Genomic DNA, 26,731 nt, shown 5'->3' on the forward strand with positions numbered 1-26,731 from the left:
CAGTATGGAGTCGGGCACGACGGCTACGTATACGTGAGGTGGCGATCATGACGAAGGCTCTTGAGGGCGTGCGCGTCCTCGATATGACGCATGTACAGTCCGGCCCGTCCGCGACGCAGATCCTCGCGTGGCTCGGCGCCGATGTGGTCAAGGTGGAGGCGCCGAGCGGTGACATCACCCGCAAGCAGCTGCGGGACATCCCGGACGTCGACTCCCTCTACTTCACGATGCTCAACAGCAACAAGCGCAGCGTCACCCTCAACACCAAGACCGGGCGCGGCAAGGAGATCCTCACCGAGCTGATCCGCCGCTCCGACGTCATGGTGGAGAACTTCGCCCCGGGCGCGGTCGACCGCATGGGCTTCACCTGGGACCGGATCCGCGAGATCAACCCTCGTATCGTCTATGCCTCCATCAAGGGGTTCGGGGACGGCCCGTACACCAACTTCAAGGCGTACGAGGTCGTCGCACAGGCCATGGGCGGGTCGATGTCGACCACCGGCTTCGAGGACGGGCCACCGCTGGCGACGGGGGCCCAGATCGGTGACTCGGGCACGGGTATGCATGCCGTCGCCGGCATCCTCGCCGCTCTTCTCCAGCGCACCAGTACCGGCCGCGGCCAGCGCGTGAACGTCGCGATGCAGCACGCCGTGCTCAACCTCTGCCGGGTGAAGCTGCGCGATCAGCAGCGGCTCACGCACGGGCCGCTCGCGGAGTTCCCCAACGAGGACTTCGGTGACGAGGTTCCCAGGTCCGGGAACGCCTCCGGCGGCGGTCAGCCCGGCTGGGCGGTCAAGTGCGCTCCGGGCGGCCCGAACGACTACGTGTACGTCATCGTGCAGCCCGTCGGCTGGGAACCGATCAGTGAACTCATCGGCAGGCCCGAGCTGGCCGAGGACCCCGAGTGGTCCACCCCCGAGGCCCGACTGCCCAAGCTCGGCAAGATGTTCCAGCTCATCGAGGAGTGGACCAGCACCCTCCCCAAGTGGCAGGTGCTGGAGGCGCTCAACACCCACAACATCCCGTGCGGGCCCGTCCTGTCCACCAAGGAGATCATCGAGGACGAGTCGCTGGTCGCCAACGAGATCGTTGTCGAGGTCGAGCACCCCGAGCGCGGCACGTACATCACGGTCGGCAATCCGCTGAAACTGTCCGACTCCCCGGTCGAGATCGAACGGTCCCCGCTGCTCGGCGAACACAACGAGGAGATCTTCCTCGGCGAACTCGGCCTGTCCCACGACGAGTTGCCACTGCTCAAGGCGCACGGAGTGATCTGACCGACAGCGGCTCGTGCCGCACCTCCACTCCGTCCCGGGCCCGGCTTCAGCCGCCGCGCCCGGGACGGCCTGCGTTTCCCACTCCCGGCTCGATGGGCGGCGATTGATAGACGGCGTCTATCACGTGGAAGTTGTTCTCTCTTTGACTACCTTTCGCGGCCTGTCCGAAGCTGATCTCCGGGCGGCCGCGGCGCCGGATCCGTCATACGCGCGGGAGCGGTAGAAAGGCACAGGCCAGATCATGAGCAACATCGAAGACCCGGAAGACCTTCTGGAGGTCACCCCGCCCAAGACCTGGGCGACCGGACTGCCCGCGGTGACGCACGCCATGCAGTACTCGCTCGGCCAGACGTCGGTCCGGCGGACGGCGCTGACCCTGCTGAACATCAACCAGGCCAAGGGTTTCGACTGCCCCGGCTGCGCTTGGCCGGAACCCGCTCCGGGGCACCGTGCCAAGAACGAGTACTGCGAGAACGGCGCCAAGCACATCAACGACGAGGCGACCTCGCGCCGGGTCACCGCGGACTTCTTCCGGGAGCACTCCGTCTCGGAGCTCGCGGCGAAGTCCGACTACTGGCTCAACCAGCAGGGCCGGCTGACCGAACCCATGGTCAAGCGGCCCGGTGCGGACCACTACGAGCCGATCGGCTGGGACGACGCGCTCGCTCTGCTCGCCGAGGAACTGCGCCGGCTCGACTCGCCCGACGAGGCCCTCTTCTACACTTCGGGCCGGCTCAACAACGAGGCCGCCTTCCTCCTTCAGTTGTTCGCCCGGGCCTACGGCACGAACAACCTGCCCGACTGCAGCAACATGTGCCACGAGTCCAGCGGCTCGGCACTGCAGGAGACGCTGGGCATCGGCAAGGGCAGCGTGAGCCTGGACGACATCCACCACTGCGACCTCATCTTCGTGGTGGGCCAGAACCCGGGGACCAATCATCCGCGGATGCTCTCCGCCCTGGAGGAGACCAAGCGCAACGGCGGGCACATCGTCGCCGTGAACCCGCTGCCCGAGGCCGGGCTGATCCGGTTCAAGCACCCGCAGAAGGCCCGCGGAATCGTCGGTCGCGGCACCGCCATCGCCGACCAGTTCCTGCAGATCCGCCCCGGTGGCGACCTCGCGCTCTTCCAGGCACTGAACCTGCTGCTGCTGGAGGCCGAGGACGCCAGTCCGGGAGCGGTGCTGGACCACGGGTTCATCGAGGCGCACACGACGGGGTTCGAGGACTTCGTCGAGCAGGCCCGCAAGGCCTCCTGGGACGACATCCTCGACGCCACCGGGCTGACCCGCGAAGAGATCGAGGCGGTGGGCGAGCGGGTGCTGCGGAGCGAGAACATCATCGTCTGCTGGGCGATGGGGCTGACGCAGCACAAGCACGCCGTTCCCACCATCCGTGAGGTCGTCAACTTCCTCATGCTGCGCGGCAACATCGGCAGGCCCGGGGCGGGTGTGTGCCCGGTGCGCGGCCACAGCAATGTGCAGGGCGACCGGACCATGGGCATCTGGGAACGGATGCCGCAGAGTTTCCTGGATGCCCTCGAGCGCGAGTTCGCCTTCACCCCGCCCACCCGGCACGGCCTGGACTCGGTGGATGCCATCCGGGCCATGCGTGACGGCGACGCCAAGGTCTTCGTCGGCGTCGCGGGGAACTTCATCCGGGCCACGCCCGACAGCGAGGTCACCGAACGGGCCATGCGGCGGTGCCGGCTCACCGCCCACATCTCCACCAAACTCAACCGCTCCCACACCGTCTGCGGCGAGGCCGCGCTGATCCTGCCGACGCTCGGCCGCAGCGACCGCGACATCCAGGCGGGCGGGGAGCAGTTCATCACCGTCGAGGACTCCATGAGCGAGGTGCACGCCTCACGTGGCCGCCTGCATCCGGCCTCCCCGCACCTGCTCAGCGAAGTCGCGATCATCTCGCGGCTGGCCCGGCGAACCCTGGGCGACCGCCCGTCCATCCCCTGGGAGAAGTTCGAGGCGGATTACGGAACGATCCGGGACCGTATCTCCCGGGTCGTGCCGGGCTTCGAGGACTTCAACGCCCGGGTGGCCCGGCCCGGCGGCTTCCGGCTGCCCAACCCGGTCAACGAGGGGGTCTTCCCGACCCTGAGCGGCAAGGCCGTCTTCACCCGCAACGACTTCGAGATGCTGCACGTCCCCAAGGGCCATCTCCTCTTGCAGACCCTGCGCTCCCACGACCAGTGGAACACCGTTCCGTACGCCATGAACGACCGCTACCGAGGCATCCACAACGCCCGCCGTGTGGTGCTCGTGAACCCGGTCGACCTGGAGGCACTCGGGCTCGCCGACCGCAGCGAGGTGGACCTGGTGAGCGTCTGGCGTGACGGCGTGGAGCGCCGCGCGGAGAAGTTCCGGGTGGTCGCCTATCCCACCACTCCCGGTTCCGCCGCGGCCTATTACCCCGAGACCAACGTCCTGGTGCCGTTGGACAGCGTGGCCGACATCAGCAACACGCCCACGTCGAAGGGTGTCGTGGTCCGCCTGGAGCTCGCCCTGGCCGTGGGCTGAAACAGGGGGAAAGCCTCGCGTGGACCCTGGACAACGTGTCGAGCGAGATCCAGAATACTGACTACCCCATACTGTATGCATCCCCCATGCCCGGCAGGCGGTTCGAACTCGACCGGAGTGAGGTAGCCCAGCATGTCGACACCAGTGTCCCGTTTCGCCCAGCCCACCAGCAGTGCGCCCGGCACCGAGACGGTCATCGACCGTCTCGTGCAGTCCAACCGCGCCTATGCCGCCGGATTCGTCGACCCGGGCATGGACGCCCGCCCGGTCCAGCGGGTGGCCGTCGTGGCCTGTATGGACGCCCGCATCGACCTGCACGCCGCGCTCGGCCTGCAGTTGGGCGACTGTCACACCGTCCGCAACGCGGGCGGTGTGGTCACCGACGACACGATCCGCTCCCTGACGATCAGTCAGCGTGCGCTCGGCACCCGCAGCGTCATACTCATCCACCACACCGGCTGCGGTCTGCAGAGCCTGACCGAGGGCTTCCGGCACGAACTCGAGATGGAGGTCGGCCAGCGGCCCGCCTGGGCGGTGGAGGCCTTCGCGGACGTCGACCAGGACGTACGGCAGTCGATGCAACGGGTGCGCACCTCGCCGTTCCTGCCGCACACCGACGATGTGCGCGGCTTCGTCTTCGACGTGTCGTCGGGGCTGCTGCGGGAGATCGACCCGCGGCCCTGAGCCTCGGCCTCGGTCGTCGGGCGCCTGAGCCCCCTGTCTCTGCGGCCAGGCGCCCCTGAGCTCCGCCCCCGTGGTCAGGCGCTGCGGCCGGCCACCGCGGCGATCTGCTTGCAGTAGAAGTCGGTGGTGTTGCGGGTGTGCCGGCGCATGAGCTCTTCGGCGCGGTCGGGGTCGCCGTCGGCGATGGCCTCGATGATCCGGGCGTGCTCGCTCCAGGCGTCGGTACCGCGGGGCTTGGCGATGGGCATGTAGTACCAGCGCACGCGACGGTCCACCTGGGGGATGAGCTCGGCGAGGACCGCGTTGCGGGAGAGATGGGTGATGTAGGCGTGCAGGGCGGCGTTGGCCTCCACGATGGCCCGGGCGTCGCCGGCCGCGAGAGCGGTGAGGCCGGTCTCCTGCAGTTCCCACAGCCGGGCCACGTCGTGGGGTGTGGCGTGTTGGGCGGCGCCGTGTGCGGAGTGGGTTTCGAGGACGGCCCGGACGCTGAGGAGCTGGGCGCATTCCTCCGTGGTGGGGGAGTGGACGAAGGCGCCCTGGGCGGGGCGCAGGTCGACCCAGCCGGCGGTGTGCAGCCGCTGGAGCGCTTCGCGTATCGGCTGGCGGCTGACGCCGAGTCTTTCGGCGAGCTCGGCCTCGACGAGGTGCTGGCCGGGTGTGAGGGAACCGTTGATGATCAGTTCGGTCAGGGCGTCGTAGACGGCCTGACGCAGCGGGGCGGGCCGGATGATCGGGCCGCGGGCTGCCACGGTGGGTGTCTCGGGCATGGGCCCTCTCCCTCGTTTGACTGCTGTCGCCAAACCATCGGCTTCGGGATACTGAGTTTAGTATGCAATAGCCACTCTGGTAGGTGACCTGCCGTGCGAAGTTGCGGAAATTACCTTGCCGCACCTCTGGCGCCATGAAGGGGATGCAGAATACTGTATGCAATCATCCCCGCCGCCTGACAGCGGACCAGCAACCGCTCCCGAGGGGGTCACCCCGTGTCGTACCGCACCGCTCTCTCCGAAGTCCTGACCAGTGTCATCGCGCCCTCGGCCGAAGTGACCGGCAAGAAGGGCAAGTTCCCCCGCGGCGCCGTGACGGCCCTCGGTCGCGCCGGGCTGCTGGGGCTCACCGTCTCCACCGAATTCGGCGGTGGCGGAAGGGGTCTGCCGGAAGCCGTCGAGGTGGTGGCGCGGATCGCGGGCGTCTGCCCGGCGACGGCGGCCGTGCTCCAGTCCCACTACGCGGCCGTCGCCGTCATCGAGTCGTACGGCAGCCCCTGGCTGCGCGGCGAGATCGCCGCCGGACGTCACCTCGGCAGCCTCGCCCTGGCGGAGGACGTCACCGGTGAGCAGGGGGTGGAGGCTCAGCTCCTCGTCTCGCGCTCCATTGCCGCCCGCTCCGGTGACGTGGTCGCCCTGCACGCCCGCAAACACCAAGTGGTCGCGGCGGGAGAGGCCGACAGTTATGTCTGGTCCTCCCAGCCGCTCACCGCACCGGACGGCCTGACGCTCTGGGGGGTTCCGGCACACGCCCCGGACCTGTTCGTCCCGGCACGGCCCGGCGGTGCGGGGCCGTACGGCAGTGCGACATCCACGGTCTTCGCCGACCCGGTGCTGGTTCCCGCCGACGCGATGCTCGGCGGGGACGGTGGCGGACTCGACATCGTGCAGCGCACGGTCCTGCCGTGGCTGCTCGAACTGCGGGCCGCCGCCGGCGCCGAGGCCCTCCGTCCCCCGGCTGTCGACGTCGGGTCCGCTCGCCGCCCCGCCGATTCCCTCGCCTCGTCGTGAACCCGGCCCGCAGGGCGGATCGTTCGGTCAGCCCCGGCTCGCCTCAGCGGCGATCTGCTTGAGGTAGAAGTCGGTCGTGCGCTCGGTGTGCTTGCGCATGACCTCGCCCGCGCGGTCCGCGTCGCCCTTGGCGATGGCCTTGATGAGCTGGCTGTGCTCGTTCCAGGCTTCCTTGCCGCGGGGTTTGGCGATGGGCGTGTAGTACCAGCGGACCTTCTGGCCCACCTGTGAGATCAGTTCGGCCAGTACGGCGTTGTCGGCCACGGAGGTGATGAAGGCGTGCAGAGCGGTGTTGGCCCCGACCAGGCGCTCGACGTCACCCTCGGCGAGCGCGTCGACGCCTTCCTGCTGCAACTCCCAGAGGCGTTCGATGTCTTCGGGCTTCGCGTGCTGGGCGGCGAGCTGGGCCGAATAGGTTTCCAGTACCGAGCGGACGCCGAGGAGTTGGGCGGCCTCTTCTTCGGTGGGGGAGTGGACGAAGGCGCCCTGGGCGGGGCGCAGGTCAACCCAGCCGGCGGTCTGCAGCCGCTGCAGGGCCTCGCGCACCGGCTGGCGGCTGACGCCGAGGTGCTCGGCGAGCTCCGCCTCGACCAGGTGCTGGCCGGGCTTGAGCGAGCCGCTGACGATCAGCTCGGTCAGCGCGTCGTACACGGCCTGGCGCAGTGGTGCCGGGCGGGTGACGCGCCGGGATGCCGCGGCCGTGAGTGCCTCGCGCATGGTTGCCCCGTTCTGCCACCGGGTCCGCGAGGGCCGACGGCTCTGCCAAGTGGTGGCCGCCGAGAGGGTTGCCGACGGCGGTGTCAGCATACAGGTTTTGGTATGCAAGATGGCGTGGGCGGTCGGTCGTGACGCCCTGGTGGGCGGCGGATTCCCCTGGGTGCACCGTCTACGGTGCGCGCACCGCTGGGGCGGGCCGTGTTCCGCGCGTGCGCACACCCCGGGAACGGGCCGCGTTCCGCGCGCGCACGCCGCGGTCGGGCCGCGCGCTTCGGCGTGTGCCCGCACGGGATCGGGGGACCTTCTTTGCGATGGAGTTCTGTATACAGAAGCCTGTATGGGGTAGTGTCTCAGTCTCCTGCAACCCTCGCCGGGGACCCGCGTGACGGAAGGCGGAGCGATCATGACGACCAGCGGGAGTGACGTGACGGTCGAGGACGTGGTCCGGAGGGTGGTGGCCGGTCACCGGGGCCAGCGCGGTGCGCTACTGCCCGTACTGCACGCCGTTCAGGCGGAGTTGGGCCATGTTCCGCAAGAGGCGATACCGGTGCTCGCCGACGAGTTCAACCTCTCCCGGTCGGACGTCCACGGAGTGGTGACCTTCTACCACGACTTCCGCCGCGAGCCCGCGGGACGCACCACGGTGCGCATCTGCCGTGCCGAGGCATGCGAGGCGCTCGGGGCCGACGGCCTGGTGGGCTACGCCCGCGAGGCCGGACTGACCCTCGGCGAGACGACGGCGGACGGTTCGGTGACCGTCGAGCAGGTCTTCTGCCTCGGCAACTGCGCACTCGGGCCGTCCGTGGAGGCGAACGGCCGGCTGTACGGACGAGTGGGCCCGGACCGGCTGGGCTCGATCCTCAACGGGACGGTTTCATCATGAACAACTCTTCGCACTCCGCGGCGACGGTCTACGTCCCCCGCGACTCGGCGGCCCGGTCCGTCGGCGCGGACGAGGTCGCGAACGCACTGCAACGCGCGGCCACGCGTGGAGACTTCGCCATCGACGTGGTGCGCAACGGATCGCGCGGCATGCTGTGGCTGGAGCCGATGGTCGAGGTCGTCACGCCGCAGGGCCGCGTCGGCTACGGGCCGGTGGCCCCCTCGGACGTGGAGGGACTCCTGGCCGCCGGGATGCTCGACGGTGCCGACCATCCGCTGCGGCTCGGCGTCGTGGACGAACTGCCCTGGCTGGCACGGCAGACGCGCGTCACCTTCGCCAGAGTCGGGGTGACCGACCCCCTCTCGACGCGGGACTATCTGGAGCACGGCGGGCTGGTGGGGCTGCGCGCCGCCCTGGAGCGCGCACCCGCGGACGTGGTCGCTGAGGTCACCGCATCCGGACTGCGGGGCCGCGGTGGTGCGGGATTCCCGGCCGGCATCAAATGGAAGACCGTGCTCGACTGCGCCGACGAGCTGAAGTTCGTCTGCTGCAACGCCGACGAGGGCGACAGCGGCACCTTCGCCGACCGCATGGTCATGGAGGGCGACCCGTTCCTGCTCATCGAGGGCATGACGATCGCCGCGCACGCGGTCGGGGCGAGCGAGGGCTACCTCTACATCCGCTCGGAGTACCCCGACGCGGTGGCCACGATGCGCGCGGCGATCGACATCGCCCGCGAGCACGGCTGGCTCGGCAAGGGCATCCTCGGCTCCACGCTCGACTTCGACCTGCACATCCGCGTCGGCGCCGGCGCGTACATCTGCGGCGAGGAGACCTCCATGCTGGAGAGCCTGGAGGGCAAGCGCGGCATGGTGCGCGCGAAGCCGCCGATCCCGGCGATCGAGGGCCTGTTCGGCAAACCGACCGTGGTGAACAACGTGCTCACGCTGGCGACCGTGCCCGTCGTCCTCGCCGACGGCGCGAAGGCGTACCAGGAACTCGGCGTCGAGCGCTCGCGCGGCACCCAGGTCTTCCAGCTCGGCGGCAACATCGCGCACGGCGGCATCGTGGAGACGGCGTTCGGTGTCACCCTGCGTGAACTGGTCGAGGACTACGGCGGCGGGACCTTCTCCGGACGCCCCGTGCGCACGGTGCAGGTCGGCGGGCCGCTGGGCGCCTATCTGCCGACGTCGATGTTCGACCTGCCGATGGACTACGAGGCCTTCGCCGCGGCCGGAGCGATGGTCGGCCACGGCGGCATCGTGGTGTTCGACGACACCGTCGACATGGCCGCCCAGGCGCGTTTCGCGATGGAGTTCTGCGCCGAGGAGTCCTGCGGCAAGTGCACACCGTGCCGGGTCGGCTCGGTGCGCGGCGTCGAGGTGATCGACAAGATCGTGGCCGGCACGCACCGGGACGAGAACCTGGCGCTGCTCGAGGATCTGTGCGACCTGATGACCGATGGCTCGCTGTGCGCGATGGGCGGGCTGACACCGATGCCCGTACGCAGCGCCCTCGCTCATTTCCCCGACGATTTCCTCGGCGGGCGTCGAAGCCTGGAGATCCAACCCGTACAAGCGACTGGCGTGAGGACGGAGGGCACGGCATGACACTCCTCAAGGAACCCGACTTCGGCACCCCGGAACGGCCCGGCGAGGCCACGGTGTCGGTGGAGGTGGACGGGCTGCCGGTGACCGTCCCGGAGGGCACGTCGGTGATGCGCGCCGCCGCGCTGGCCGGGGTCGACATACCCAAACTGTGCGCCACCGACAGTCTGGAGCCGTTCGGCTCCTGTCGGCTGTGCGTGGTGGAGATCGACGGCCGGCGGGGCACCCCGGCATCCTGCACGACACCGTGCGCCGACGGGATGAAGGTGAGCACCCAGACGCCGAAGGTGGAGAAGCTCCGCCAGGGCGTCATGGAGCTCTACATCTCCGACCATCCGCTGGACTGCCTCACCTGTCCGGCCAACGGCGACTGCGAACTGCAGGACATGGCAGGCGTGGTCGGGCTGCGGCAGGTCCGGTACGGCTACGAGGGCGAGAACCACCTCGATGCCGAGAAGGACACGTCGAACCCCTACTTCGACTTCGATCCGTCCAAGTGCATCGCCTGCTCCCGCTGTGTGCGGGCCTGTGGCGAGGTGCAGGGCACGTTCGCGCTGACCATCGAGGGGCGCGGCTTCGACTCCAAGGTCTCGGCCGGCGCCGGCGAGACCTTCATGGACTCCGAGTGCGTCTCCTGCGGGGCCTGCGTGCAGGCCTGCCCGACCTCGACGCTGCAGGAGAAGTCGGTCGTCGAACTCGGCATGCCGACCCGCTCGGTGGTCACCACCTGCGCGTACTGCGGTGTCGGCTGCTCGTTCAAGGCCGAGCTGCGCGGCGACGAACTGGTCCGGATGGCGCCGTACAAGGACGGTGGAGCGAACGAGGGCCACTCCTGTGTGAAGGGCCGGTTCGCCTTCGGCTATGCCACGCACCCCGACCGGGTGCTCAAGCCCATGGTCCGTGACACGATCACCGATCCGTGGCGCGAGGTCGAGTGGGACGAGGCGATCGGCACGGTCGCCCGGCGGATGCGCGAGATCCAGGACCGGTACGGATCGAGTTCGATCGGCGCCATCACCTCGTCGCGGTGCACGAACGAAGAGGTCTACGTCGTCCAGAAGATGGTGCGCGCGGCCTTCGGCAACAACAACGTCGACACCTGCGCCCGCGTGTGCCACTCCCCGACGGGATACGGGCTCAAGCAGACCTTCGGCGAGTCGGCCGGCACCCAGGACTTCCGTTCGGTGGCCGAGGCCGACGTGATCATGGTGATCGGGGCCAACCCCACGGACGGGCACCCGGTGTTCGCCTCCCGGATGAAGCGACGGCTGCGCGAGGGCGCGAAGCTCATCGTGGTCGACCCGCGCCGCATCGACCTGGTGCGCTCGCCGCACATCGAGGCCCAGCACCACCTCCAGCTCAGGCCGAGCACCAACGTCGCCGTGGTCAATGCCATGGCGCACGTGGTGGTCACCGAGGGCCTGGTCGACCGGTCCTTCGTGGACCAGCGGTGCGAAGGCTTCGACGAGTGGGCGGAGTTCATCGCCCGCCCGGAGAACAGCCCCGAGGTCGCCGAAGCGATCACCGGGGTGCCGGCCGAGGAGCTGCGGGCCGCGGCCCGGCTGTACGCGGAGGCACCCAACGGCGCCATCTACTACGGCCTTGGTGTCACCGAGCACAGCCAGGGCTCGACCATGGTCATGGGCATGGCCAACCTCGCGATGGCGTGCGGCAACATCGGCCGTGACGGCGTCGGGGTGAACCCGTTGCGCGGTCAGAACAACGTGCAGGGCTCCTGCGACATGGGCTCGTTCCCGCACGAACTGCCCGGCTACCGGCACGTCTCCGACGACGCCGTGCGCAACGTGTTCGAGAACCTCTGGGGCGGCACCATCCTGGCCGAGCCCGGACTGCGCATCCCCAACATGTTCGACGCGGCGATCGACGGAACCTTCCGCGGTCTGTTCGTGCACGGCGAGGACATCGCCCAGTCCGACCCCAACCTCAAGCACGTCACCGCCGCGCTCGAAGCCATGGAACTGGTGGTCGTGCAGGACCTGTTCCTCAACGAGACGGCCAAGTTCGCGCACGTCTTCCTGCCCGGCGCGTCGTTCCTGGAAAAGGACGGCACATTCACCAACGCCGAGCGCAGGATCAACCGGGTGCGCGCGGTGATGAAGCCGAAGACCGGCAAGCACGAGTGGCAGATCGTGAGTGAGATCGCCACCGCCATGGGCTACCCGATGTCGTACGACCACCCGAGCCGGATCATGGACGAGATCGCCTCGGTCACACCCACCTTCACCGGTGTGTCCTTCGAGGTGCTGGACAAGCTCGGCAGCGTCCAGTGGCCGTGCAACGAGTCGGCCCCGGAAGGAACGCCGGTCATGCACGTGGACGAGTTCGTCCGGGGCAAGGGCAAGTTCGTGGTCACCTCCTTCGTGCCGACGAACGAGCGCAGCACCCGGCGCTTCCCGCTGGTCCTGACCACGGGGCGGATCCTCAGCCAGTACAACGTCGGCGCGCAGACCCGCCGTACCGGCAATGTCGCATGGCATCCCGAGGACATCCTGGAGCTGCATCCGCACGACGCCGAGGTGCGCGGCATCACCGACGGTGACCTGGTCACTCTGGCCAGCCGCGTCGGGCAGACGACGCTGCGCGCGGAGATCTCCGACCGGATGCCGACCGGAGTCGTGTACACCACGTTCCACCACCCCGTGACCGGCGCCAACGTGGTGACCACGGAGAACTCCGACTGGGCGACCAACTGCCCGGAGTACAAGGTGACCGCCGTGCAGGTCGGTCTCGCGCGCCCGCTCCAGCAGAGGGAAGCGGAGCCGGCGGCGGACGACCTGGTCACGGTGGTGGACTGAGATGGCGGCCGCCGTGCCTCCGGAACGCCGGATGGCCAACGACATCGCCGCGAACCTCGGACACCTGCCGGGGGAACAGGCCGCCGAGGCGGTCGCGGGCCACATCGGCAGGTTCTGGGACCCGCGCATGCGCACTCGCCTGTACGAGTTCGTCGACGCCGGAGCGGACGGCCTCGACCCCCTGGTGGTCGCCGCGGTGAAGCTGATGCGCTGACGCGCTTGCGCAAGCCTTTCGGGAGGGGGCCCGCGTGCAGCGCGGGCTCCCGATTTCTTATTCCTCACCTATGGACATCTGGATTCACTGGCTCATACCGTATGCAATCCCGGTGGGAAAGGAGGCAGCGCACAGCAAGCTCTTTCACGGCAAGGGAAGACGCGCATGTCAGCAACGCCTCGGGTGGCTCCCCCCTCCTGCCGGGAGGTCACCGACGCGAACGGTCGGGTGTACCGGCTCGGAGAGACCGATCGGTCGATCCTGGGCAGGCCCCGGGCCTGGATGGTCTGGCTCCCGTGGTTCGCGATGATGGGTATCAGCGTCTTCGAGTACGGCTACAGCTCCGCCGAGTCGACGCTGGAGAGCGCCCACGGCTGGACGCTCACGGAGGCGTTCTGGATCGCCGGTGTCTGGGCGGTCTTCCAGGCGGGGGTGGCTTTTCCCGCCGGGCGGCTGAGAGAGAAGGGGATTGTCTCGGCCAGGGCCGCGATGCTCGCCGGCGCGCTTCTCTCCGGCCTGGGCATGGCATCACTCGCCCATTTCGCGAACCCCGCCGTCGTGATCTTCGGCTACTCGGTGCTGGGCGGCACCGGCGCCGGCCTGGTGTACGCGACCTGCATCAACATGGTCGGCAAGTGGTATCCCGACAACAAGGGTGCCCGCACCGGCTTCGTCAACGGTGGCTTCGCGTACGGCACTCTGCCGTTCATCTTCGTCTTCAGCTACTGGTTCCACCCCGGGAACTTCGAGCTGGTGCTCGACCTGATCGCGCTGTTCATGGTCGTCACGGTGGCCGCCTGCGGCATGTTCTTCAAGGACCCGCCGAAGAGCTGGTGGCCGCACGACGTGGACCCGCTGAACCGGCGTACGACCGAGGGGTCCGCCCGGGTCGCCCGGCGGCTGGCGAAGAATCCGCCGGCGGCGCGCCAGTTCACGCCGATGGAAGCGATCAGGACCGGGCAGCTGCCGCTGATGTGGTTCGCCCTGGTGTGCATCGGAGGGGTGTCGCTGTTCGGCATCAACTTCCAGGTGCCGTTCGCCAAGAGCCTGGGCTTCGGGCCGCTGGTGGCCGCGTCCTCGGCGGGTGTGCTCGCCGTCGTCAACGGCGTCGGCCGGGCTGCCGTGGGCCGGCTGTCCGACACCCTGGGCCGCCGGCAGACGCTGACCCTGGTGCTGCTGGTGGCAGGCGTGGCGCAGTTCGGCGTCCTCTGGTCGGGCCAGGCACACAATGAACCCCTCTTCCTGTTCTTCGCGTTCCTGAACGGATTCGGCGGCGGCGCTTTCTACCCGCTGTTCGCCGCGCTCGTCCCCGACTACTTCGGGGAGAACAACAACGCGCAGAACTACGGCCTGGTCTACAGCGCCAAGCTGGTCGGCGGGGTGGGCGGCGGCGGTCTGGCCGCCTCGGTGATCAGTGCCTGGGGCTACACGGGCGGCTACAGCCTGGCCGGAGGCATCGCCTTCCTCTCCGCGGCGATCACGCTGTTCCTGCGACAGCCGGGACGGCCGCGCCCCGAGCCGAGCGCCGGGCAACAGGCCGGTGGTCGCGCCGAGTTGACCGGTGTCGACACGACCGGTTGAGCGGTCCGGCCTCGGGGCGGGGGGCCGGCCTTGTGGTCAGCCGCCGATGGCGGACATCGGGCGCCGGGGCTGGAGGAAGGACGGGTCGTCGAGGCCGGAGCCGGCCTTCTTGCCCCACATCGCGGCGCGCCAGCGTTCGGCGATGTCCTGATCGGGCGCACCCGAGCGCAGGGCCGTGCGCAGGTCGGACTCCTCACGGGCGAACAGGCAGTCGCGGACCTGACCGTCGGCGGTGAGCCGGGTGCGGTCGCAGGCACGGCAGAACGGCCGGGTGACCGAGGCGATCACCCCGACCCGGGCGGGGCCACCGTCGACCAGCCAGCGCTCGGCGGGCGCCGAGCCACGCAGCGAGGAGACCTCGGGAGTGAGGGTGAAGCGGACGCGAAGCTTTTCGAGGATCTCGGCGGCGGTGACCATGTGGCCGCGCTGCCAGCCGTGTTGGGCGTCCAATGGCATCTGCTCGATGAAGCGCAGCTCGTAGTCGTGCTCAAGGGCCCAGCCGAGCAGGTCGGGGGCCTCGTCGTCGTTGACGCCGCGCATGAGGACCGAGTTGACCTTGACCGGGACGAGTCCGGCTTCGCGGGCCGCGCCCAGCCCGTCGACGACGTCGTGGTGCCGGTTGCGGCGGGTGAGGGTGTGGAAGACCTCGGGACGCAGCGTGTCGAGGGAGACGTTGACCCGGTCCAGGCCCGCGGTGCGCAGGGCCTCGGCGGTACGGGCGAGACCGATGCCGTTGGTGGTCAGCGAGAGCTTGGGGCGCGGGGCGAGGGCGGCGCAGCGCTCGACGATGCTCACCAGACCGGGGCGGAGCAACGGCTCACCTCCGGTGAAGCGGACCTCGGTGACGCCCAGTTCCGAGACCGCGATGGAGACCAGTCGCACGATCTCGTCGTCGGTGAGCAACTCCGGCTTGGCGAGCCACCGCAGGCCCTCCTCGGGCATGCAGTACGTGCACCGCAAGTTGCACCGGTCGGTCAGCGAAACCCGCAGATCGGTGGCGATCCGGCCATGGGTGTCGATCAGCACGGTTACCCCCTTCGCTCGGAGCGACGGGCGCCATGTGCCCTGCGCCATGACAAGGCTCCGCGGCTCCCGTCGCCAGGGACTGTACATCCAGCCAGCATACTGCATACAGTATTCATCACTTTCCCTTCGAGAGGAGCCGCCATGAAGATCGCAGTCCTGGGAGCCGGGGCGATCGGCGCCTACGTAGGAGCGGCACTGCACCGTGGTGGCGCCGAGGTCCATCTGATCGCCCGCGGTGAGCATCTGCGGGCGATACGTGCTCACGGCGTCCGGGTGAACAGTCCGCGCGGGGACTTCGTGGCCCGGCCGCACGCCACGGACGACCCGAGCGAGATCGGTGCCGTGGACTACGTGTTCCTGGGGCTCAAGGCACATGCCTACCCCTCCAGCGGATCGCTGGTCGCCCCGCTGCTGGGGGACCGGACCGCGGTGGTTGCCGGCCAGAACGGCATTCCGTGGTGGTACTTCCACAAACTGGCCGGTCCCTACGAGGGGCGGCAGATCGAGGCGGTCGACCCGGGCGGCGATACCAGCAAGGTCCTGCCGCCCGAGCGGGCGATCGGCTGTGTGGTCTACCCCGCCACGGTCATCGAGTCCCCGGGCGTGATCCGGCACCTGGAAGGCACCCGGTTCTCCATCGGTGAGCCGGCGGGCGGGGTCTCCCAACGGTGTACGGACTTGAGCGAAGCCATGATCGCGGGCGGGCTGAAGTGCCCGGTGGAGCAGAATCTGCGCGACGACATCTGGATCAAGCTGATGGGCAATGTCGCCTTCAATCCGATCAGCGCGCTCACCCGGGCGACGATGGTCGAGATCTGCCGGCACCCGCCCACCCGGCGGCTGGTCACCCAGCTCATGGAAGAGACCCTCGACATCGCGGCCAGGGTCGGCAGCACCCCGGACATCTCGATCGAGAAGCGGCTGCGCGGCGCCGAAGGGGTGGGACACCACAAGACCTCGATGCTCCAGGACCTCGAAGCCGGCAAGCAGCTGGAACTCGACGCCATCGTGACCGCGGTGGTGGAGATGGCCGACATCTCCGGCGCCGAAGCGCCCACGCTGCGCGCGGTCCATGCCGCCACCGACCTCCTGGCGCGACGCGCCACGGCGGATACGCGGGCCCAGGGGCCGGTGCCCGCCTAGCGCGCTGACCTGCTACCGAAGAAGGGGGCCGGTTGCCGCGCTGGGTAGGCTTCGGCTGATCACACGGCATCCAGCTCTTCCGTTCGTAGCGCTGGCGCGGCCCCAGGAAGAGAGGAGTCGGTCATGCTGTTCCGGCAGCTGGAATACTTCGTGGCGGTGGCCAGAGAGCGGCACTTCGCCCGGGCGGCGGAGTCCTGCTACGTGTCCCAGCCCGCGCTCTCGGCGGCGATCGCCAAGCTGGAGCGGGAGTTGAACGTCACGCTGATCAACCGCGGGCACAACTACCAGGGGCTCACCCCGGAGGGCGAGCGCCTGGTCGTGTGGGCCAAGCGGATCCTCGCCGAGCAGGACGCGTTCAAGGCCGAGGTGGCCGCCGTGCAGTCGGGCATCACGGGGACGCTGCGGCTCGGCACGGACCCCACGGCGTCGACGACGCTGGCGCTTCCCGTGGCCGCGTTCTGTGCGGCGCACCCACTGGCCAAGGTGCAGGTCCGTTCCCGCTTGTCGACGAAGGAACTCCACCGCCAGCTGCGCGACTTCGAGCTGGATGTGGCGATCGCCCACTTCGACCCGGGCGACCAGGAGGGCCTGCAGGTCGTACCCCTGTACCAGGAGAGGTACATGCTGCTGGTGTCCGACGACCAGCTGACGTCCCAGGCCTCCACCATGACGTGGGCGGACGCGGCCCAGCTGCCGCTCGCGCTGCTGACGCCCGACATGCGGATCCGCCAGATCGTCGACACCGTGTTCGCGGAGAAGGGGTTCGTGGTGACGCCGCAGGTGGAGACGGACTCGATCGCCTCCCTCTACGCGCACGTGGGCGGCGGTGAATGGGCCAGCATCGTGCCGCACACCTGGTTGCGCGCGATGCCGGTGATCGGCAGGACGAGAGCGCTGCCTCTGGTCGACCCGGAGGCCGGGGCCCAGGTCTCGGTGGCGATCCACGCGGCGACCCCCGGCTCGGTCGCCGCCCGGGCGTTCGTCAACGCGGCGACGGGCCTGTCGCTGGACGACTTCTTCGGCCAGCCCCTGCCGACCGAGCATCGCGTGAGGTGAGCGGGCCCCGCCCGCTCACCGCTGCCCGTACCGCGCCTCCACCGCCAGCCGGTCCAGCCCTCCCTTGGCCGTGTGCGGCAGAGCGGCGACGAGTTCGAGCCGGTCGGGCACCTCGAAGACGGCCAGCCGGTCACGGCAGTACTGCAGGATCTCCTCGGCTCCGATGCTCTCGCCCTCGCGGACGACCACGGCGGCGCCGACCCGTTGCCCGTACGTCGCGTCGGGAACGGCGAACACGGCCGCCTCGAAGACTCCGGGGCAGCCGGCGAGGACGTCCTCGATGTACTCGGGCGAGATCTTCTCGCCACCGCGGTTGATGAGGTTCTTGATGCGCCCGGTGAGGGACAGGTACCCGTCCTTGTCCAGTGAGCCCAGGTCACCTGTGCGCAGCCACCCGTCGGCGAAACCGTGCGCGGTCTCGGCCGGATTGGCCAGGTACCCGCGGGCGACGGTGGGACCGTGCACCCACACTTCGCCCTGGACGCCGACCGGGCACACGCGCCCGTTCCGGTCCACGACGCGAAGGTCCACTCCGGTCGCCCGGCCGACCGACCCGTGCTTCAGGGATCCCCGCTGCGGCAGCGGCTCGCTGGTCGCCTGGTGCGTGGACTCGGTCATCCCGTACGCGGACAGCAGCGGCGCGCCGAACGTGCGCTCCAGCGCCCGCTGCGTGGCCGTGTTGAGAGGGGCACTGCAACTGCGTACGAACTTCAGGGGCGGCACCGGCGGGCCGGGGTAGTCGACCTCCGCGCGGTCCAGGAGGATCTCGTGGATGGTCGGGACCGCGGTGAACCAGGTGGCGGCCGCGGCGCGCATGTCGTCCCAGAACGAACCTGCCGAGAACCGTCCCCGCTCGGGCAGCAGCACACAGCCGCCGCTGGCCAGGGAGGCCAGGAGCGCCGCGAACAGCCCGTGGCCGTGGAAGAACGGCATCACCGCGACCGTCGCGTCGCCGGGACCCAGCTCGTAGGTGGCGCAGATGTTCCGCACCGACGCCGCCACGTTGGCGTGGGTCAGCGGGACCATCTTGGCCAGGTCCGTGGTCCCGGCGGTGAACAGGACGAGGGCGTCGTCGGGTACGAGCTCGGCTGCCGCGCCCCGGACATGGCGCACCGCACGCGCGCCGGTTTCGAGCGCGACCTCGGCCGTCCCGGCACGGGAGACGTCCACGCGCAGAGCCCAGGCCGGAACGCGCACCGGTGCGATGGGCGGGGCGTCGGCCGCGGGCGGACCGAGCAGGACCGCTTGCGCGCCCAGCGCTTCGAGCCGGGCGGACAGTTGCGACCCGGGCAGTGCGGGGTCCAGCGGAGCGACCACCAGACCGGCGCGCGCCGCGCCGAGCAGCGCCACGACGAACTCGGCGGTGTTGGCGCCGATCAGGCCGACCGCGTCACCGCGGTGCAGCCCCGTGCCGCCGAGACGGGCGGCCACGTCGTCCGCCAGGGCCGCGAGGGCCCGGTAGGACAGTTGCACCCGCTCCCCGGTGACCACGAGGGCCCGGGCGCGCGGACGTTCGCGCACCTGCCGGTCGAGGAGATCGACGAGACCCGTGATCGCCGGGGGCCGGTACCGGTTCGCGTCGCGCACGGATGCCGCGGCCGGAACGGCCATGACCCCACCTCCTCGCGCCAAGTCCGACGAAGCAGTCCTCTGCTCCGATGAAGCAGTCCTCTGCGAGCCTGCGGTGGTGCGCGGTGTGCGTCCAATACGTACTGGCGAACGGCCGATAGCAGCCGTCTATCAATGGAGTTGCGACGCCTCCACCAGCCATCGATAGATGCTGTTTATCAGCTGGTCGTCGATGGGTCTTGGACGCGGGCGGGCGTGCTGCGGAAGGTGAGAGAAGTAGCCGCACCGGCATGACCTGCCCAAGGAGGACCTCGGACCATGACCGCCCCCTCGACAATGGAGACCGCGGCATCAGCCGACGTTCCGACCGAGCTCACCGACGGGTACCACCTGGTCGTCGACGCGCTCAAGATGAACGACGTCGACACCATCTACGGGGTGGTCGGCATCCCGATCACCGACCTGGCCCGCCTCGCGCAGGCACAGGGCATCCGTTACATCGGCTTCCGTCACGAGAGCAACGCCGGACACGCGGCTGCGGCCGCCGGCTACCTCACGAAGAAGCCGGGCGTGGCGCTGACGGTGTCGGCACCGGGCTTCCTCAACGGGCTTGTCGCGCTGGCGAACGCGACCACCAACTGCTTCCCGATGGTCCAGATCTCCGGCTCCAGCGAGCGCCACCTCGTCGACCTCAAGCAGGGCGACTACGAGGAGATGGACCAGCTCGCCGCCGCGCAGCCGTTCGTCAAGGCCGCGTACCGGGTGAGCCGGGTGGAGGACATCGGCCGGGGCATCGCCCGCGCGCTGCGCACCGCGATCTCCGGGCGCCCCGGCGGCGTCTACCTCGACATTCCCGCCGCGGTGCTCGGCTCCATCATGGACGCGGAGGCAGGCGCCAAAACGCTGAGCCGTCTCGTCGACCCCGCGCCGCGCCAACTGCCCGCGCCGGAGGCCGTGGACCGCGCGATCGAGCTCCTGGCAGGCGCCGAGCGGCCGTTGGTGGTGCTCGGCAAGGGTGCCGCGTACGCGCAGGCCGATGCCAAGATCCGTGAGTTCATCGAGTCCACCGGCATCCCGTACGTACCGATGTCGATGGCGAAGGGCCTGCTGCCCGACGACCACCCGCAGTCGGCGGCCACCGCCCGTTCGATGGCGCTGAAGAAGGCCGACGTCGTGATGCTCGTCGGCGCCCGCCTCAACTGGCTGCTCAACCACGGCGAGGCACCGAGCTGGAATCCCGACGCGCGGTTCATCCAGGTGGACATCGAGCCCAAGGAGATGGACAGCAACCAGCCCATCGCCGCCCCGCTCGTCGGCGACATCGAGTCGGTCCTCGATGCGCTCGCCGAACGCACCAAGCCCGGCCAGATCGCGGCCCCCGCCGCTTGGCGGGAGGAGCTGGGCGCACGTTCGGCGCAGAACGTGGCCAAGATGGCGGAGCGACTCAAGGCCGACCCGCACCCCATGCAGTTCATGGGCGCCCTGAAGGCCGTACGCGATGTCATCCACGCACGCCCCGAGACCTACCTCGTCAACGAGGGCGCCAACGCGCTGGACATCGCGCGCAACGTGATCGACATGCACGTACCGCGCCACCGCCTCGACAGCGGCACCTGGGGCGTCATGGGTATCGGCATGGGCTACGCGATCGCCGCCGCCGTCGAGAGCGGCGCACCGGTCGTGGCCGTGGAGGGCGACAGCGCCTTCGGGTTCAGCGGCATGGAGCTGGAGACGATCTGCCGCTACAAACTGCCCGTCGTCACGATCATCATGAACAACGGCGGTGTCTACCGCGGCGACGACGTCAATCCGCTCGACGACGCCCCGTCTCCGACGACCCTCATGCTCGCCGCCCGCCACGACCTGATGATCGAGGCGTTCGGCGGCAAGGGCTACCGCGCGACCACGCCCGCCGAGGTCACCGCCGCTCTCACCGAGGCGCTGGCCTCGGGCGGCCCGGCGCTCATCGACTGCGTGATCGACCCCTCGGCCGGCACCGAGAGCGGCCACATCTCGCACCTCAACCCCAAGGGCATCACCGTCGGCAACATCACGCCGGCGAAGAAGTGAGCGCCTTCACCCCGAAGTCCCGCCCCGCACGAGATCATTCACGAGAAGGAAACCAACATGAGTGAAAAGCCGCTCGCCGGAATCAAGGTGATCGACTTCACCGGGGTCCAGGCCGGTCCCGCTTGCACCCAGATGCTCGCCTGGTTCGGCGCCGACGTCATCAAGGTCGAGCGCATCAACGGCGGAGACGTGACCCGCCGTCAGCTGCGCGACATCCCCGACCTCGACGCCCTCTACTTCACCATGCTGAACAGCAACAAGCGCTCGCTCGCCATCAACACCAAGTCCGCCGAGGGCAAGGAGGTCATGGAGAAGCTGATCCGCGAGGCGGACATCCTGGTGGAGAACTTCGCGCCGGGCGCCATGGACCGCATGGGTCTTGGGTGGGACCACATCCACGAGCTGAACCCGCGGCTGATCTTCGGTTCGGTCAAGGGCTTCAACGACGACTCGAAGTGGAACGACCTCAAGGTCTACGAGAACGTCGCCCAGGCCGCCGGCGGCGCGGCGTCCACCACCGGTTTCTGGGACGGCCCGCCCACCATCAGCGGCTCGGCCCTCGGTGACAGCAACAGCGGTATGCACCTGCTGATCGGCCTGCTCACCGCGATCATCCAGCGCAACGCGACCGGCCTCGGCCAGAAGGTGTCGGTGTCCATGCAGGACGCCGTACTCAACCTCACCCGGGTCAAGCTCCGCGACCAGCAGCGTCTGGAGAAGATCGGCTACCTGGAGGAGTACCCGCAGTACCCGAACGGGGAGTTCGGCGACGCGGTGCCCCGTGGCGGCAACGCGGGCGGCGGTGGCCAGCCGGGCTGGATCCTGAAGTGCAAGGGCTGGGAGACCGACCCCAACGCCTACATCTACTTCACGATCCAGGAGCAGAACTGGGTGCGCACCTGCGAGGCCATCGGCAGGCCCGAGTGGGCCACGGACCCGGAGTACACCACCGCGCTTGCCCGTCAGCCGCACATCATGGACATCTTCGGCGAGATCGAGAAGTGGCTCGCCGACAAGACCAAGTACGAGGCGGTCGACATCCTGCGCACGTTCGAGGTGCCCTGCGCGCCCGTGCTCAGCATGAAGGAGCTCGCCGCGGACCCCGACATGCGCAAGAGCGGCACGATCGTCGAGGTCGAGCAGAAGGAGCGCGGCACCTACCTGACCGTGGGCAGCCCGATCAAGTTCTCCGGCTTCCAGCCCGACATCAAGGGTGCGCCGCTGCTCGGCGAGCACACCGACGAGGTGCTCGCCGACCTCGGCTACGACGCGGACGACATCCGCAAGCTGCACGAGGGCCAGGTCGTCGCCTGACCCGGAACACCACGGTGCCCCGCGTACGGTTCTCGTACGCGGGGCACCGGCATGTGAGTGGGGGCAGATGCAACCCCGCCGGTCGGTGACTGGCCCTGTTACATGAGGAGGGCCCCGGATCGCTCTGGGGCCCTCCTCTCAATGGATGAGATTTGCCCCCTTGGCTGCCATCAAGAGCAAGGTTGTGCTGGCGACGAAGGTGGTTGCACCTGTCGCAAGGCTGTCTTTCAAACCTGACCCCGTGGCCACCAGGCCAGCGAAGACGAGGGCCCCAAGAGCGAACCCAATGGCAAAGATCAGCGCGATGATCAACTTGCTCTTGCTGGTGTCGGGAGACCCGGTGTGCGTCACTTCGCACTCCCACCGCGAGTGCCCACCGCCGTGCGGCGGACATACTTGGCCGCACCTTCTTCGGCCCTGTGATGGGGCCCTGTCCTGCCACGACCACGGTATGGCCTGTTCAGTCACTCTCAAAGATGGGGTGCCACAGCGACCTATCTACTTGTCGATGATTGCCTGACAGTTGTTGGTGGGGTGTTGGGTCGCGTGCGGGGCCGTTCATCTGCGTTCACGCCGGGTCAGCTGTCCTGACGAGAACCGGCGCGGGCCTGGCCTGAACACCGGTGAACGCGGCTGAATGAAACCGAAACTGAGGCGGGCAGGCTTCCACACATCACCGGGCGGGCGGCAGTTCACGGTGTGGCCAAGAATCTCGCCGGCCCGGTTCCGGGCAACCTGTTCCGTGTCGTGCGTCGCGAGGACACCATGGGGCCATGCGCCGACAGACACCAGACGCCGCCCCTTGGGCCACTGCCCCAGATCCGTTGCTTGCGCTGGCCCAGGATGAACTGGCCTTCTACGAGCAGGTGCGCAACTCGGCTCGAATGTGGCACCGCCTGACCGAGCTGGGTGCCCTCGCCACCTCCTCGTCCACCGTGGTGGCAGCGGGACTCGACGCTCCGGCGTGGCTGACAGCTCTGATCGCCGGCGGAGCGTTGTTCTTCACCGGTTTCCGGCAGGTGTTTGCCCATGGGCCACGCTATGTATTGGCGGCCCAGTCACGAGAGGGCCTACGGAAAGCCATCAACCGCTATCAGTTGCTCCCAGCCTCCGACCGTGGTGAGGAATCCAGGCAAGATCTGCTGGCGGCAATCGAGAATGTCGGTGACGAGGAGCTCCGCCAGTGGGCCGACCAACGACACCGGGCGAGCCCAGCCGCCAGCTCGCCGACGAACGGCTCGGCGCTGCCCTGACCCAACAGCGCCGGGTCATCTCTGCTGGGGAAGCTGAGGTGTTCTGGGGCTGGTTGCCTCGCTCACCTGCAGGGACATGGTGTCCTGGGCGCCTGGCCGTCTCTGCCACTCCCCAGTGTTCCCCGTGGTTCCCCGCACGACTGGCACGCGTCTGGCACGACCTCTTCGCCCCGAAGCAAGGCACACCGCGAGGGCGCGGCACTCTCCCGCGCCCTCGTGGTCATTGTTGGTCGTTGCCGGTTCGCGAGTGGTCGCGGGCCGCGTCGCAGACCGGCAGCAGCGCCATCCTGTCGGCGGGGTGCTCGTGGAGGTAGTGGGCGAGTTCCCGGATGATCTGGTCGTCCCTGACGCTCACGGGGCATCCAGCCCGTTCCGCTCGGCGTAGATCCACAGCAGGCGCCGCGTCAGAAGGGCTACATCGCGGAGGTAGAGGTACGTCCCGAAGGTGGGCGTCTCGGCGGTCGGTCGGTTCGTGAGGTCGACCAGCTTGGTCCCCTTGCGGAGCAGGTCTCTCACCTCGCTGGATCTGTCGGCGCCCAGGTCCTCGCGTAGCAACCGGTTCAGGTCCCCAGCGATCGCCGGCAACCGCCTGTCCATCGCTGCGCGGGTCGTGGTGTCCATCCGCAGGCCGAGGACGGTGTTCGTTCGCGAGGAGATCGCCTCTACGTCGAGCGGGGTGTCGTCGCCCTCAGTGTCCTCGGCCGTCTCGAACATCTTGCCCGTACTTGCCACAGTCATCACTGGCCCCTCCGGAGCACGCTGTCAGCCGTGCCTATAAAGCTAGGAAGGGAGTTGGATAAGGCTCCACGAGTGTGCCGGAACTTGCCAGGCATTCACCCTAGAGATTCGATGGCGGCGGTGATGAGTTCCCGCGCTGCGGGGCCGTAGACGGCAAGTTCGGCCAGCTCGCTGAACGTCTTGGCATACATGGCAAGTTCGTGCTTCTGGACGACGGTGAGGTGTGCCGAGATCAATTCGACATTCACCAACTCGTCGTCGTACAGGAAGAATCCCTCGACGGGCCAGATCCCCGAACGGTCGGCGTCCTGGGGAATGATGCCGATGCTCACCGATGGGAGCGCCATGGCGCTGAGGAGATAGCCGAGTTGGCCCGCCATCACTGCGGTGCCACCGATGCGGTACCGCAGCACGCTCTCCTCCAGGAGGATGGCGAAGGTGTGGTTCCCGTAGACGACCTGTTGCTTCTCCACGCGCACCTTGACGGCTGCCGGCACATCGTCGATGAGTCCTCGGCGCTCACGAATGGACGTCAGAAGGGCGGTGATGTACGAGGCCGTCTGCACAGGCCCGGGAATGAGCCAGGGCGAGTAAATACGAAAACGCTCAGTACGTTCCCACAGGGGGACAACGGACTCCTGCGCCCACTTGAGTCCGTGGCGCTCCATCTTGCGCCACTCGACATACATGCCCTCAATTCCGCGGGCTGTCGAGACGAGATCCTCTGCCTCACCCTCCGCGCCGCACGCGGAACACCAATCGCGAAGGTCGCGCTCCGAGGGCGAACGGGCGCCGCTCTCGAAGCGCGAAGCCTTCGATTCATGCCAACCCAGGTTTTGGGCCAACGCTCGCTTGGTGAGGCCAGCTGCCCGCCGGATCTCGGCCATGCGTTGTCCGAGCGCCCTGCGGGCTTCCTGGACGCTTGAAGACGGTGATGTCATGTCGGCGCGAGGGTGATGTTCGAACTGTCAGGCCAGGTCGAACTCTGCGTGTGTCGTCGCCCGCTTCCACACGGCCTCGAAGGCCGACTCGCAAAGCTTCGCCACCTCCGGGTCCTCCGTGAGTTCGACCTCCATGTTCTCGCCCTCGCCGTCGAAGTGGTTGACGAGGACGAGGCTGGAGTCGAACAGCCAGAAGTCGTTGCCCGGCAGCGCGATGTCGGTGGCGTTGCGCCGTGAGAGCCACCGCACGCTCTCGCCGGCGGCGATGTTGAGTCCGTCCGTCACGTCGTACTCGAAGCGGATGTACTCGCTGACCGGTGTCGAAACGACGCGGGCACGTCGAACCTCGACGCCTCGCGAGGCCGCCTCCGTGACGATGGCGTGCCAGTCGGCCCAGCGCTCGGCGGGATCGAGGGTCACACCGGCCTTCCAGTCGATGAAGGCCGGGTCCGACTTCATGTAGGCGTCACGCATCTCCAGATGGACAGCCGTCCCCTGGCAGTCGCGGAACAACTCCTCAAACGTCGGGGTCCTCGTCATCCTTCTTCACCTCCAGGAAGAACTGCACCATGCGCCGGGGGATCTCCACCACCGACTCGTGGCCAGGGATGTCCATCTGGCCGAGGCGCTCGACGTCCTCCACCTTCCACCCCTGCACCAGGTAACTGTCCTTCTCCTCGTCGAGGTAGATGGTGGGCGAGCCGCCACTGGGACTCTCCGGGTCCTTGCCGAGCTTACGCAGGGCCATGATGTCCTCCTCGGATGCCGGTAACGATCTCTGTGCCAGAGCTTGCCCGCGACTGAGCCCTCAAGCCAGGAACTTGCCGAAACTTGCCAGGACTTCGGGCGGTGACCCTAGCGGTGAAACCTGGTCGACGGGGCAGGGCGAGTGAATGCGGTCCACGTCGACGGATCACCAGTTCGCCGGAGGCAGACAGGGAAGATCCCACAATCACTGGTGCCCTGCGAACAAGCATGTCAACGTGGACGACCTTCCGAACCCCCAGGTCAACGCCCGTCAGTGACCTGTCCCGAAGCCTACGGAGGCGCTTCTGCAGCCGCACTATCCCAGGCGAAGCGGCCATTGGGACCACCCTCGCGGTGTTCCTTTTCGACCGCGTCCTTCGACGCCTTCCAGTCCACGCCGTAGGGCGGGTTGGACATACAGAAGTCGAAGGTCTTGTCGAAGAACTTGTCGTCGGCCAGGGTGTCTCCGAGCCGGATGGTGCCGACGTCCTGCCCCTTGCCGATCATGTCGGACTTGCAGATGGCGTAGGACAGGTCGTTGATCTCCTGCCCATACAGGCGCAGGCGTGCCTGCTTGTTGCGCTCCAGTAGGCGCTCTTCGGCCACTGAGAGCATGCCGCCCGTGCCGGCGGTGGGGTCGTAGATCGTACGGATGGTGCCGGGCTCCAGCAGGGCCTCGTTTTCCTCCGCGAACAGCAGGTCGACCATGAGACGGATGGCGTCGCGTGGTGTGTAGTGCTCGCCAGCCTCCTCGTTGGAGGCTTCCGCGAACTTGTAGATCAGG

Annotated in this window: 25 protein-coding genes; 14 read left to right on the top strand and 11 right to left on the bottom strand. The window is 68.6% G+C overall.

The genetic code is table 11. The features are described from left to right. Positions 1 to 47: 47 nt before the first annotated feature. The 3 genes from frc (ACZ4RZ_RS37540) to ACZ4RZ_RS37550 all read left to right on the top strand — a co-directional run bounded on the left by frc (ACZ4RZ_RS37540) (position 48) and on the right by ACZ4RZ_RS37550 (position 4,494). Positions 48 to 1,277 (top strand): formyl-CoA transferase, encoded by a 1,230-nt coding sequence (gene frc, locus ACZ4RZ_RS37540; protein WP_467751501.1) that lies wholly within the window; start codon positions 48 to 50, stop codon positions 1,275 to 1,277. A 241-nt stretch (positions 1,278 to 1,518) separates the two neighbouring features. After that, positions 1,519 to 3,810: an FdhF/YdeP family oxidoreductase gene (locus ACZ4RZ_RS37545; protein WP_467751502.1), complete on the top strand. Its 2,292-nt coding sequence runs from the start codon at positions 1,519 to 1,521 to the stop codon at positions 3,808 to 3,810. A gap of 132 nt (positions 3,811 to 3,942) precedes the next feature. Then, entirely contained in the window at positions 3,943 to 4,494 is a 552-nt protein-coding gene (locus ACZ4RZ_RS37550) for a beta-class carbonic anhydrase (protein ID WP_467751504.1), read from the top strand. A 74-nt stretch (positions 4,495 to 4,568) separates the two neighbouring features. Here ACZ4RZ_RS37550 and ACZ4RZ_RS37555 read toward each other — a convergent pair whose 3' ends face one another. Further along, complete coding sequence (locus tag ACZ4RZ_RS37555) at positions 4,569 to 5,261, bottom strand: GntR family transcriptional regulator (RefSeq protein ID WP_467751505.1); 693 nt, start codon at positions 5,259 to 5,261, stop codon at positions 4,569 to 4,571. Between the two features lie 216 nt (positions 5,262 to 5,477). Here ACZ4RZ_RS37555 and ACZ4RZ_RS37560 point away from each other — a divergent pair, with 216 nt between their 5' ends. Beyond that, positions 5,478 to 6,272, top strand: coding sequence for an acyl-CoA dehydrogenase family protein (locus ACZ4RZ_RS37560; protein WP_467751507.1), 795 nt, complete (start codon positions 5,478 to 5,480; stop codon positions 6,270 to 6,272). Between the two features lie 27 nt (positions 6,273 to 6,299). On the opposite strand, the gene ACZ4RZ_RS37565 is transcribed toward ACZ4RZ_RS37560, so the two are convergent. Continuing rightward, positions 6,300 to 6,989, bottom strand: a complete 690-nt coding sequence (locus ACZ4RZ_RS37565; protein WP_467751508.1) for a GntR family transcriptional regulator — start codon at positions 6,987 to 6,989, stop codon at positions 6,300 to 6,302. 403 nt (positions 6,990 to 7,392) lie between these two features. Here ACZ4RZ_RS37565 and ACZ4RZ_RS37570 point away from each other — a divergent pair, with 403 nt between their 5' ends. From ACZ4RZ_RS37570 to ACZ4RZ_RS37590, 5 genes are all read left to right on the top strand, one after another. Continuing rightward, positions 7,393 to 7,872 (top strand): NAD(P)H-dependent oxidoreductase subunit E, encoded by a 480-nt coding sequence (locus tag ACZ4RZ_RS37570; RefSeq protein WP_467751509.1) that lies wholly within the window; start codon positions 7,393 to 7,395, stop codon positions 7,870 to 7,872. Beyond that, positions 7,869 to 9,482: a formate dehydrogenase beta subunit gene (locus ACZ4RZ_RS37575; protein ID WP_467751510.1), complete on the top strand. Its 1,614-nt coding sequence runs from the start codon at positions 7,869 to 7,871 to the stop codon at positions 9,480 to 9,482. The genes ACZ4RZ_RS37570 and ACZ4RZ_RS37575 overlap by 4 nt, the downstream gene beginning before the upstream one ends. Then, positions 9,479 to 12,295 (top strand): formate dehydrogenase subunit alpha, encoded by a 2,817-nt coding sequence (fdhF, locus tag ACZ4RZ_RS37580; RefSeq protein ID WP_467751511.1) that lies wholly within the window; start codon positions 9,479 to 9,481, stop codon positions 12,293 to 12,295. Before ACZ4RZ_RS37575 ends, fdhF begins: the two co-directional genes overlap by 4 nt. 1 nt (position 12,296) lies before the next feature. Next, on the top strand, positions 12,297 to 12,509 hold the full coding sequence (locus ACZ4RZ_RS37585) for a formate dehydrogenase subunit delta (protein ID WP_467751513.1): 213 nt from the start codon (positions 12,297 to 12,299) through the stop codon (positions 12,507 to 12,509). 165 nt (positions 12,510 to 12,674) lie between these two features. Further along, positions 12,675 to 14,090 carry an OFA family MFS transporter gene (locus ACZ4RZ_RS37590; protein WP_467751514.1) on the top strand — a complete coding sequence of 472 codons (1,416 nt, stop codon included), beginning with the start codon at positions 12,675 to 12,677 and terminating at the stop codon, positions 14,088 to 14,090. A gap of 36 nt (positions 14,091 to 14,126) precedes the next feature. On the opposite strand, the gene moaA is transcribed toward ACZ4RZ_RS37590, so the two are convergent. Then, positions 14,127 to 15,116, bottom strand: coding sequence for a GTP 3',8-cyclase MoaA (gene moaA, locus ACZ4RZ_RS37595; protein WP_467751515.1), 990 nt, complete (start codon positions 15,114 to 15,116; stop codon positions 14,127 to 14,129). A gap of 141 nt (positions 15,117 to 15,257) precedes the next feature. Here moaA and ACZ4RZ_RS37600 point away from each other — a divergent pair, with 141 nt between their 5' ends. Continuing rightward, complete coding sequence (locus ACZ4RZ_RS37600) at positions 15,258 to 16,259, top strand: 2-dehydropantoate 2-reductase (RefSeq protein WP_467751517.1); 1,002 nt, start codon at positions 15,258 to 15,260, stop codon at positions 16,257 to 16,259. A 123-nt stretch (positions 16,260 to 16,382) separates the two neighbouring features. Continuing rightward, positions 16,383 to 17,315, top strand: coding sequence for a LysR family transcriptional regulator (locus ACZ4RZ_RS37605; RefSeq protein WP_467751518.1), 933 nt, complete (start codon positions 16,383 to 16,385; stop codon positions 17,313 to 17,315). Positions 17,316 to 17,330: 15 nt separating this feature from the next. On the opposite strand, the gene ACZ4RZ_RS37610 is transcribed toward ACZ4RZ_RS37605, so the two are convergent. Then, on the bottom strand, positions 17,331 to 18,926 hold the full coding sequence (locus tag ACZ4RZ_RS37610; RefSeq protein WP_467751520.1) for a FadD7 family fatty acid--CoA ligase: 1,596 nt from the start codon (positions 18,924 to 18,926) through the stop codon (positions 17,331 to 17,333). 276 nt (positions 18,927 to 19,202) lie between these two features. Here ACZ4RZ_RS37610 and oxc point away from each other — a divergent pair, with 276 nt between their 5' ends. Together oxc and frc (ACZ4RZ_RS37620) are read left to right on the top strand one after the other, a co-directional pair. Beyond that, on the top strand, positions 19,203 to 20,954 hold the full coding sequence (oxc, locus tag ACZ4RZ_RS37615) for an oxalyl-CoA decarboxylase (protein WP_467751522.1): 1,752 nt from the start codon (positions 19,203 to 19,205) through the stop codon (positions 20,952 to 20,954). Positions 20,955 to 21,011: 57 nt separating this feature from the next. Beyond that, the gene (frc, locus tag ACZ4RZ_RS37620; RefSeq protein ID WP_467751524.1) at positions 21,012 to 22,268 is read left to right on the top strand and encodes a formyl-CoA transferase; all 1,257 of its coding nucleotides are present in this window, start codon (positions 21,012 to 21,014) and stop codon (positions 22,266 to 22,268) included. A 138-nt stretch (positions 22,269 to 22,406) separates the two neighbouring features. On the opposite strand, the gene ACZ4RZ_RS37625 is transcribed toward frc (ACZ4RZ_RS37620), so the two are convergent. Further along, entirely contained in the window at positions 22,407 to 22,619 is a 213-nt protein-coding gene (locus ACZ4RZ_RS37625) for a hypothetical protein (RefSeq protein ID WP_467751526.1), read from the bottom strand. Positions 22,620 to 23,041: 422 nt separating this feature from the next. On the opposite strand from ACZ4RZ_RS37625, the gene ACZ4RZ_RS37630 reads away from it, so the two are divergent. Further along, positions 23,042 to 23,521 (top strand): SLATT domain-containing protein, encoded by a 480-nt coding sequence (locus ACZ4RZ_RS37630; protein ID WP_467751527.1) that lies wholly within the window; start codon positions 23,042 to 23,044, stop codon positions 23,519 to 23,521. A 220-nt stretch (positions 23,522 to 23,741) separates the two neighbouring features. Here the strand turns inward: ACZ4RZ_RS37630 and ACZ4RZ_RS37635 are convergent, their stop codons facing one another. From ACZ4RZ_RS37635 to ACZ4RZ_RS37660, 6 genes are all read right to left on the bottom strand, one after another. Next, a complete protein-coding gene (locus ACZ4RZ_RS37635) occupies positions 23,742 to 23,876 on the bottom strand; it encodes a hypothetical protein (RefSeq protein ID WP_467751529.1) in 135 nt (44 codons plus the stop codon). Beyond that, positions 23,873 to 24,259 (bottom strand): hypothetical protein, encoded by a 387-nt coding sequence (locus ACZ4RZ_RS37640; RefSeq protein WP_467751531.1) that lies wholly within the window; start codon positions 24,257 to 24,259, stop codon positions 23,873 to 23,875. Before ACZ4RZ_RS37640 ends, ACZ4RZ_RS37635 begins: the two co-directional genes overlap by 4 nt. A 95-nt stretch (positions 24,260 to 24,354) precedes the next feature. Beyond that, positions 24,355 to 25,200, bottom strand: coding sequence for a helix-turn-helix domain-containing protein (locus ACZ4RZ_RS37645; protein WP_467751533.1), 846 nt, complete (start codon positions 25,198 to 25,200; stop codon positions 24,355 to 24,357). A gap of 27 nt (positions 25,201 to 25,227) precedes the next feature. Then, on the bottom strand, positions 25,228 to 25,740 hold the full coding sequence (locus ACZ4RZ_RS37650; RefSeq protein WP_467751535.1) for a DUF6879 family protein: 513 nt from the start codon (positions 25,738 to 25,740) through the stop codon (positions 25,228 to 25,230). Beyond that, positions 25,718 to 25,948, bottom strand: coding sequence for a hypothetical protein (locus tag ACZ4RZ_RS37655; RefSeq protein ID WP_467751537.1), 231 nt, complete (start codon positions 25,946 to 25,948; stop codon positions 25,718 to 25,720). The genes ACZ4RZ_RS37650 and ACZ4RZ_RS37655 overlap by 23 nt, the downstream gene beginning before the upstream one ends. Before the next feature lie 290 nt (positions 25,949 to 26,238). Then, positions 26,239 to 26,730, bottom strand: a complete 492-nt coding sequence (locus ACZ4RZ_RS37660; RefSeq protein ID WP_467751555.1) for an HsdM family class I SAM-dependent methyltransferase — start codon at positions 26,728 to 26,730, stop codon at positions 26,239 to 26,241. Between the last annotated feature and the right edge of the window lies 1 nt (position 26,731).

Source organism: Streptomyces sp. NPDC027189 (assembly GCF_055566975.1).

What these genes read in the sequence shown, in the direction of transcription:
- ACZ4RZ_RS37590 (WP_467751514.1), top strand. Translation starts at nt 12,675, where the DNA reads ATGTCAGCAACGCCTCGGGTGGCTCCCCCCTCCTGCCGGGAGGTCACC.
- ACZ4RZ_RS37605 (WP_467751518.1), top strand. Translation starts at nt 16,383, where the DNA reads ATGCTGTTCCGGCAGCTGGAATACTTCGTGGCGGTGGCCAGAGAGCGG.
- ACZ4RZ_RS37600 (WP_467751517.1), top strand. Translation starts at nt 15,258, where the DNA reads ATGAAGATCGCAGTCCTGGGAGCCGGGGCGATCGGCGCCTACGTAGGA.
- ACZ4RZ_RS37645 (WP_467751533.1), bottom strand. Translation starts at nt 25,200, where the DNA reads ATGACATCACCGTCTTCAAGCGTCCAGGAAGCCCGCAGGGCGCTCGGA.
- ACZ4RZ_RS37565 (WP_467751508.1), bottom strand. Translation starts at nt 6,989, where the DNA reads ATGCGCGAGGCACTCACGGCCGCGGCATCCCGGCGCGTCACCCGCCCG.
- oxc (WP_467751522.1), top strand. Translation starts at nt 19,203, where the DNA reads ATGACCGCCCCCTCGACAATGGAGACCGCGGCATCAGCCGACGTTCCG.
- fdhF (WP_467751511.1), top strand. Translation starts at nt 9,479, where the DNA reads ATGACACTCCTCAAGGAACCCGACTTCGGCACCCCGGAACGGCCCGGC.
- ACZ4RZ_RS37545 (WP_467751502.1), top strand. Translation starts at nt 1,519, where the DNA reads ATGAGCAACATCGAAGACCCGGAAGACCTTCTGGAGGTCACCCCGCCC.
- ACZ4RZ_RS37570 (WP_467751509.1), top strand. Translation starts at nt 7,393, where the DNA reads ATGACGACCAGCGGGAGTGACGTGACGGTCGAGGACGTGGTCCGGAGG.
- ACZ4RZ_RS37555 (WP_467751505.1), bottom strand. Translation starts at nt 5,261, where the DNA reads ATGCCCGAGACACCCACCGTGGCAGCCCGCGGCCCGATCATCCGGCCC.
- ACZ4RZ_RS37630 (WP_467751527.1), top strand. Translation starts at nt 23,042, where the DNA reads ATGCGCCGACAGACACCAGACGCCGCCCCTTGGGCCACTGCCCCAGAT.
- ACZ4RZ_RS37610 (WP_467751520.1), bottom strand. Translation starts at nt 18,926, where the DNA reads ATGGCCGTTCCGGCCGCGGCATCCGTGCGCGACGCGAACCGGTACCGG.
- ACZ4RZ_RS37550 (WP_467751504.1), top strand. Translation starts at nt 3,943, where the DNA reads ATGTCGACACCAGTGTCCCGTTTCGCCCAGCCCACCAGCAGTGCGCCC.
- ACZ4RZ_RS37575 (WP_467751510.1), top strand. Translation starts at nt 7,869, where the DNA reads ATGAACAACTCTTCGCACTCCGCGGCGACGGTCTACGTCCCCCGCGAC.
- frc (WP_467751501.1), top strand. Translation starts at nt 48, where the DNA reads ATGACGAAGGCTCTTGAGGGCGTGCGCGTCCTCGATATGACGCATGTA.
- ACZ4RZ_RS37640 (WP_467751531.1), bottom strand. Translation starts at nt 24,259, where the DNA reads ATGACTGTGGCAAGTACGGGCAAGATGTTCGAGACGGCCGAGGACACT.
- ACZ4RZ_RS37650 (WP_467751535.1), bottom strand. Translation starts at nt 25,740, where the DNA reads ATGACGAGGACCCCGACGTTTGAGGAGTTGTTCCGCGACTGCCAGGGG.
- ACZ4RZ_RS37655 (WP_467751537.1), bottom strand. Translation starts at nt 25,948, where the DNA reads ATGGCCCTGCGTAAGCTCGGCAAGGACCCGGAGAGTCCCAGTGGCGGC.
- ACZ4RZ_RS37585 (WP_467751513.1), top strand. Translation starts at nt 12,297, where the DNA reads ATGGCGGCCGCCGTGCCTCCGGAACGCCGGATGGCCAACGACATCGCC.
- frc (WP_467751524.1), top strand. Translation starts at nt 21,012, where the DNA reads ATGAGTGAAAAGCCGCTCGCCGGAATCAAGGTGATCGACTTCACCGGG.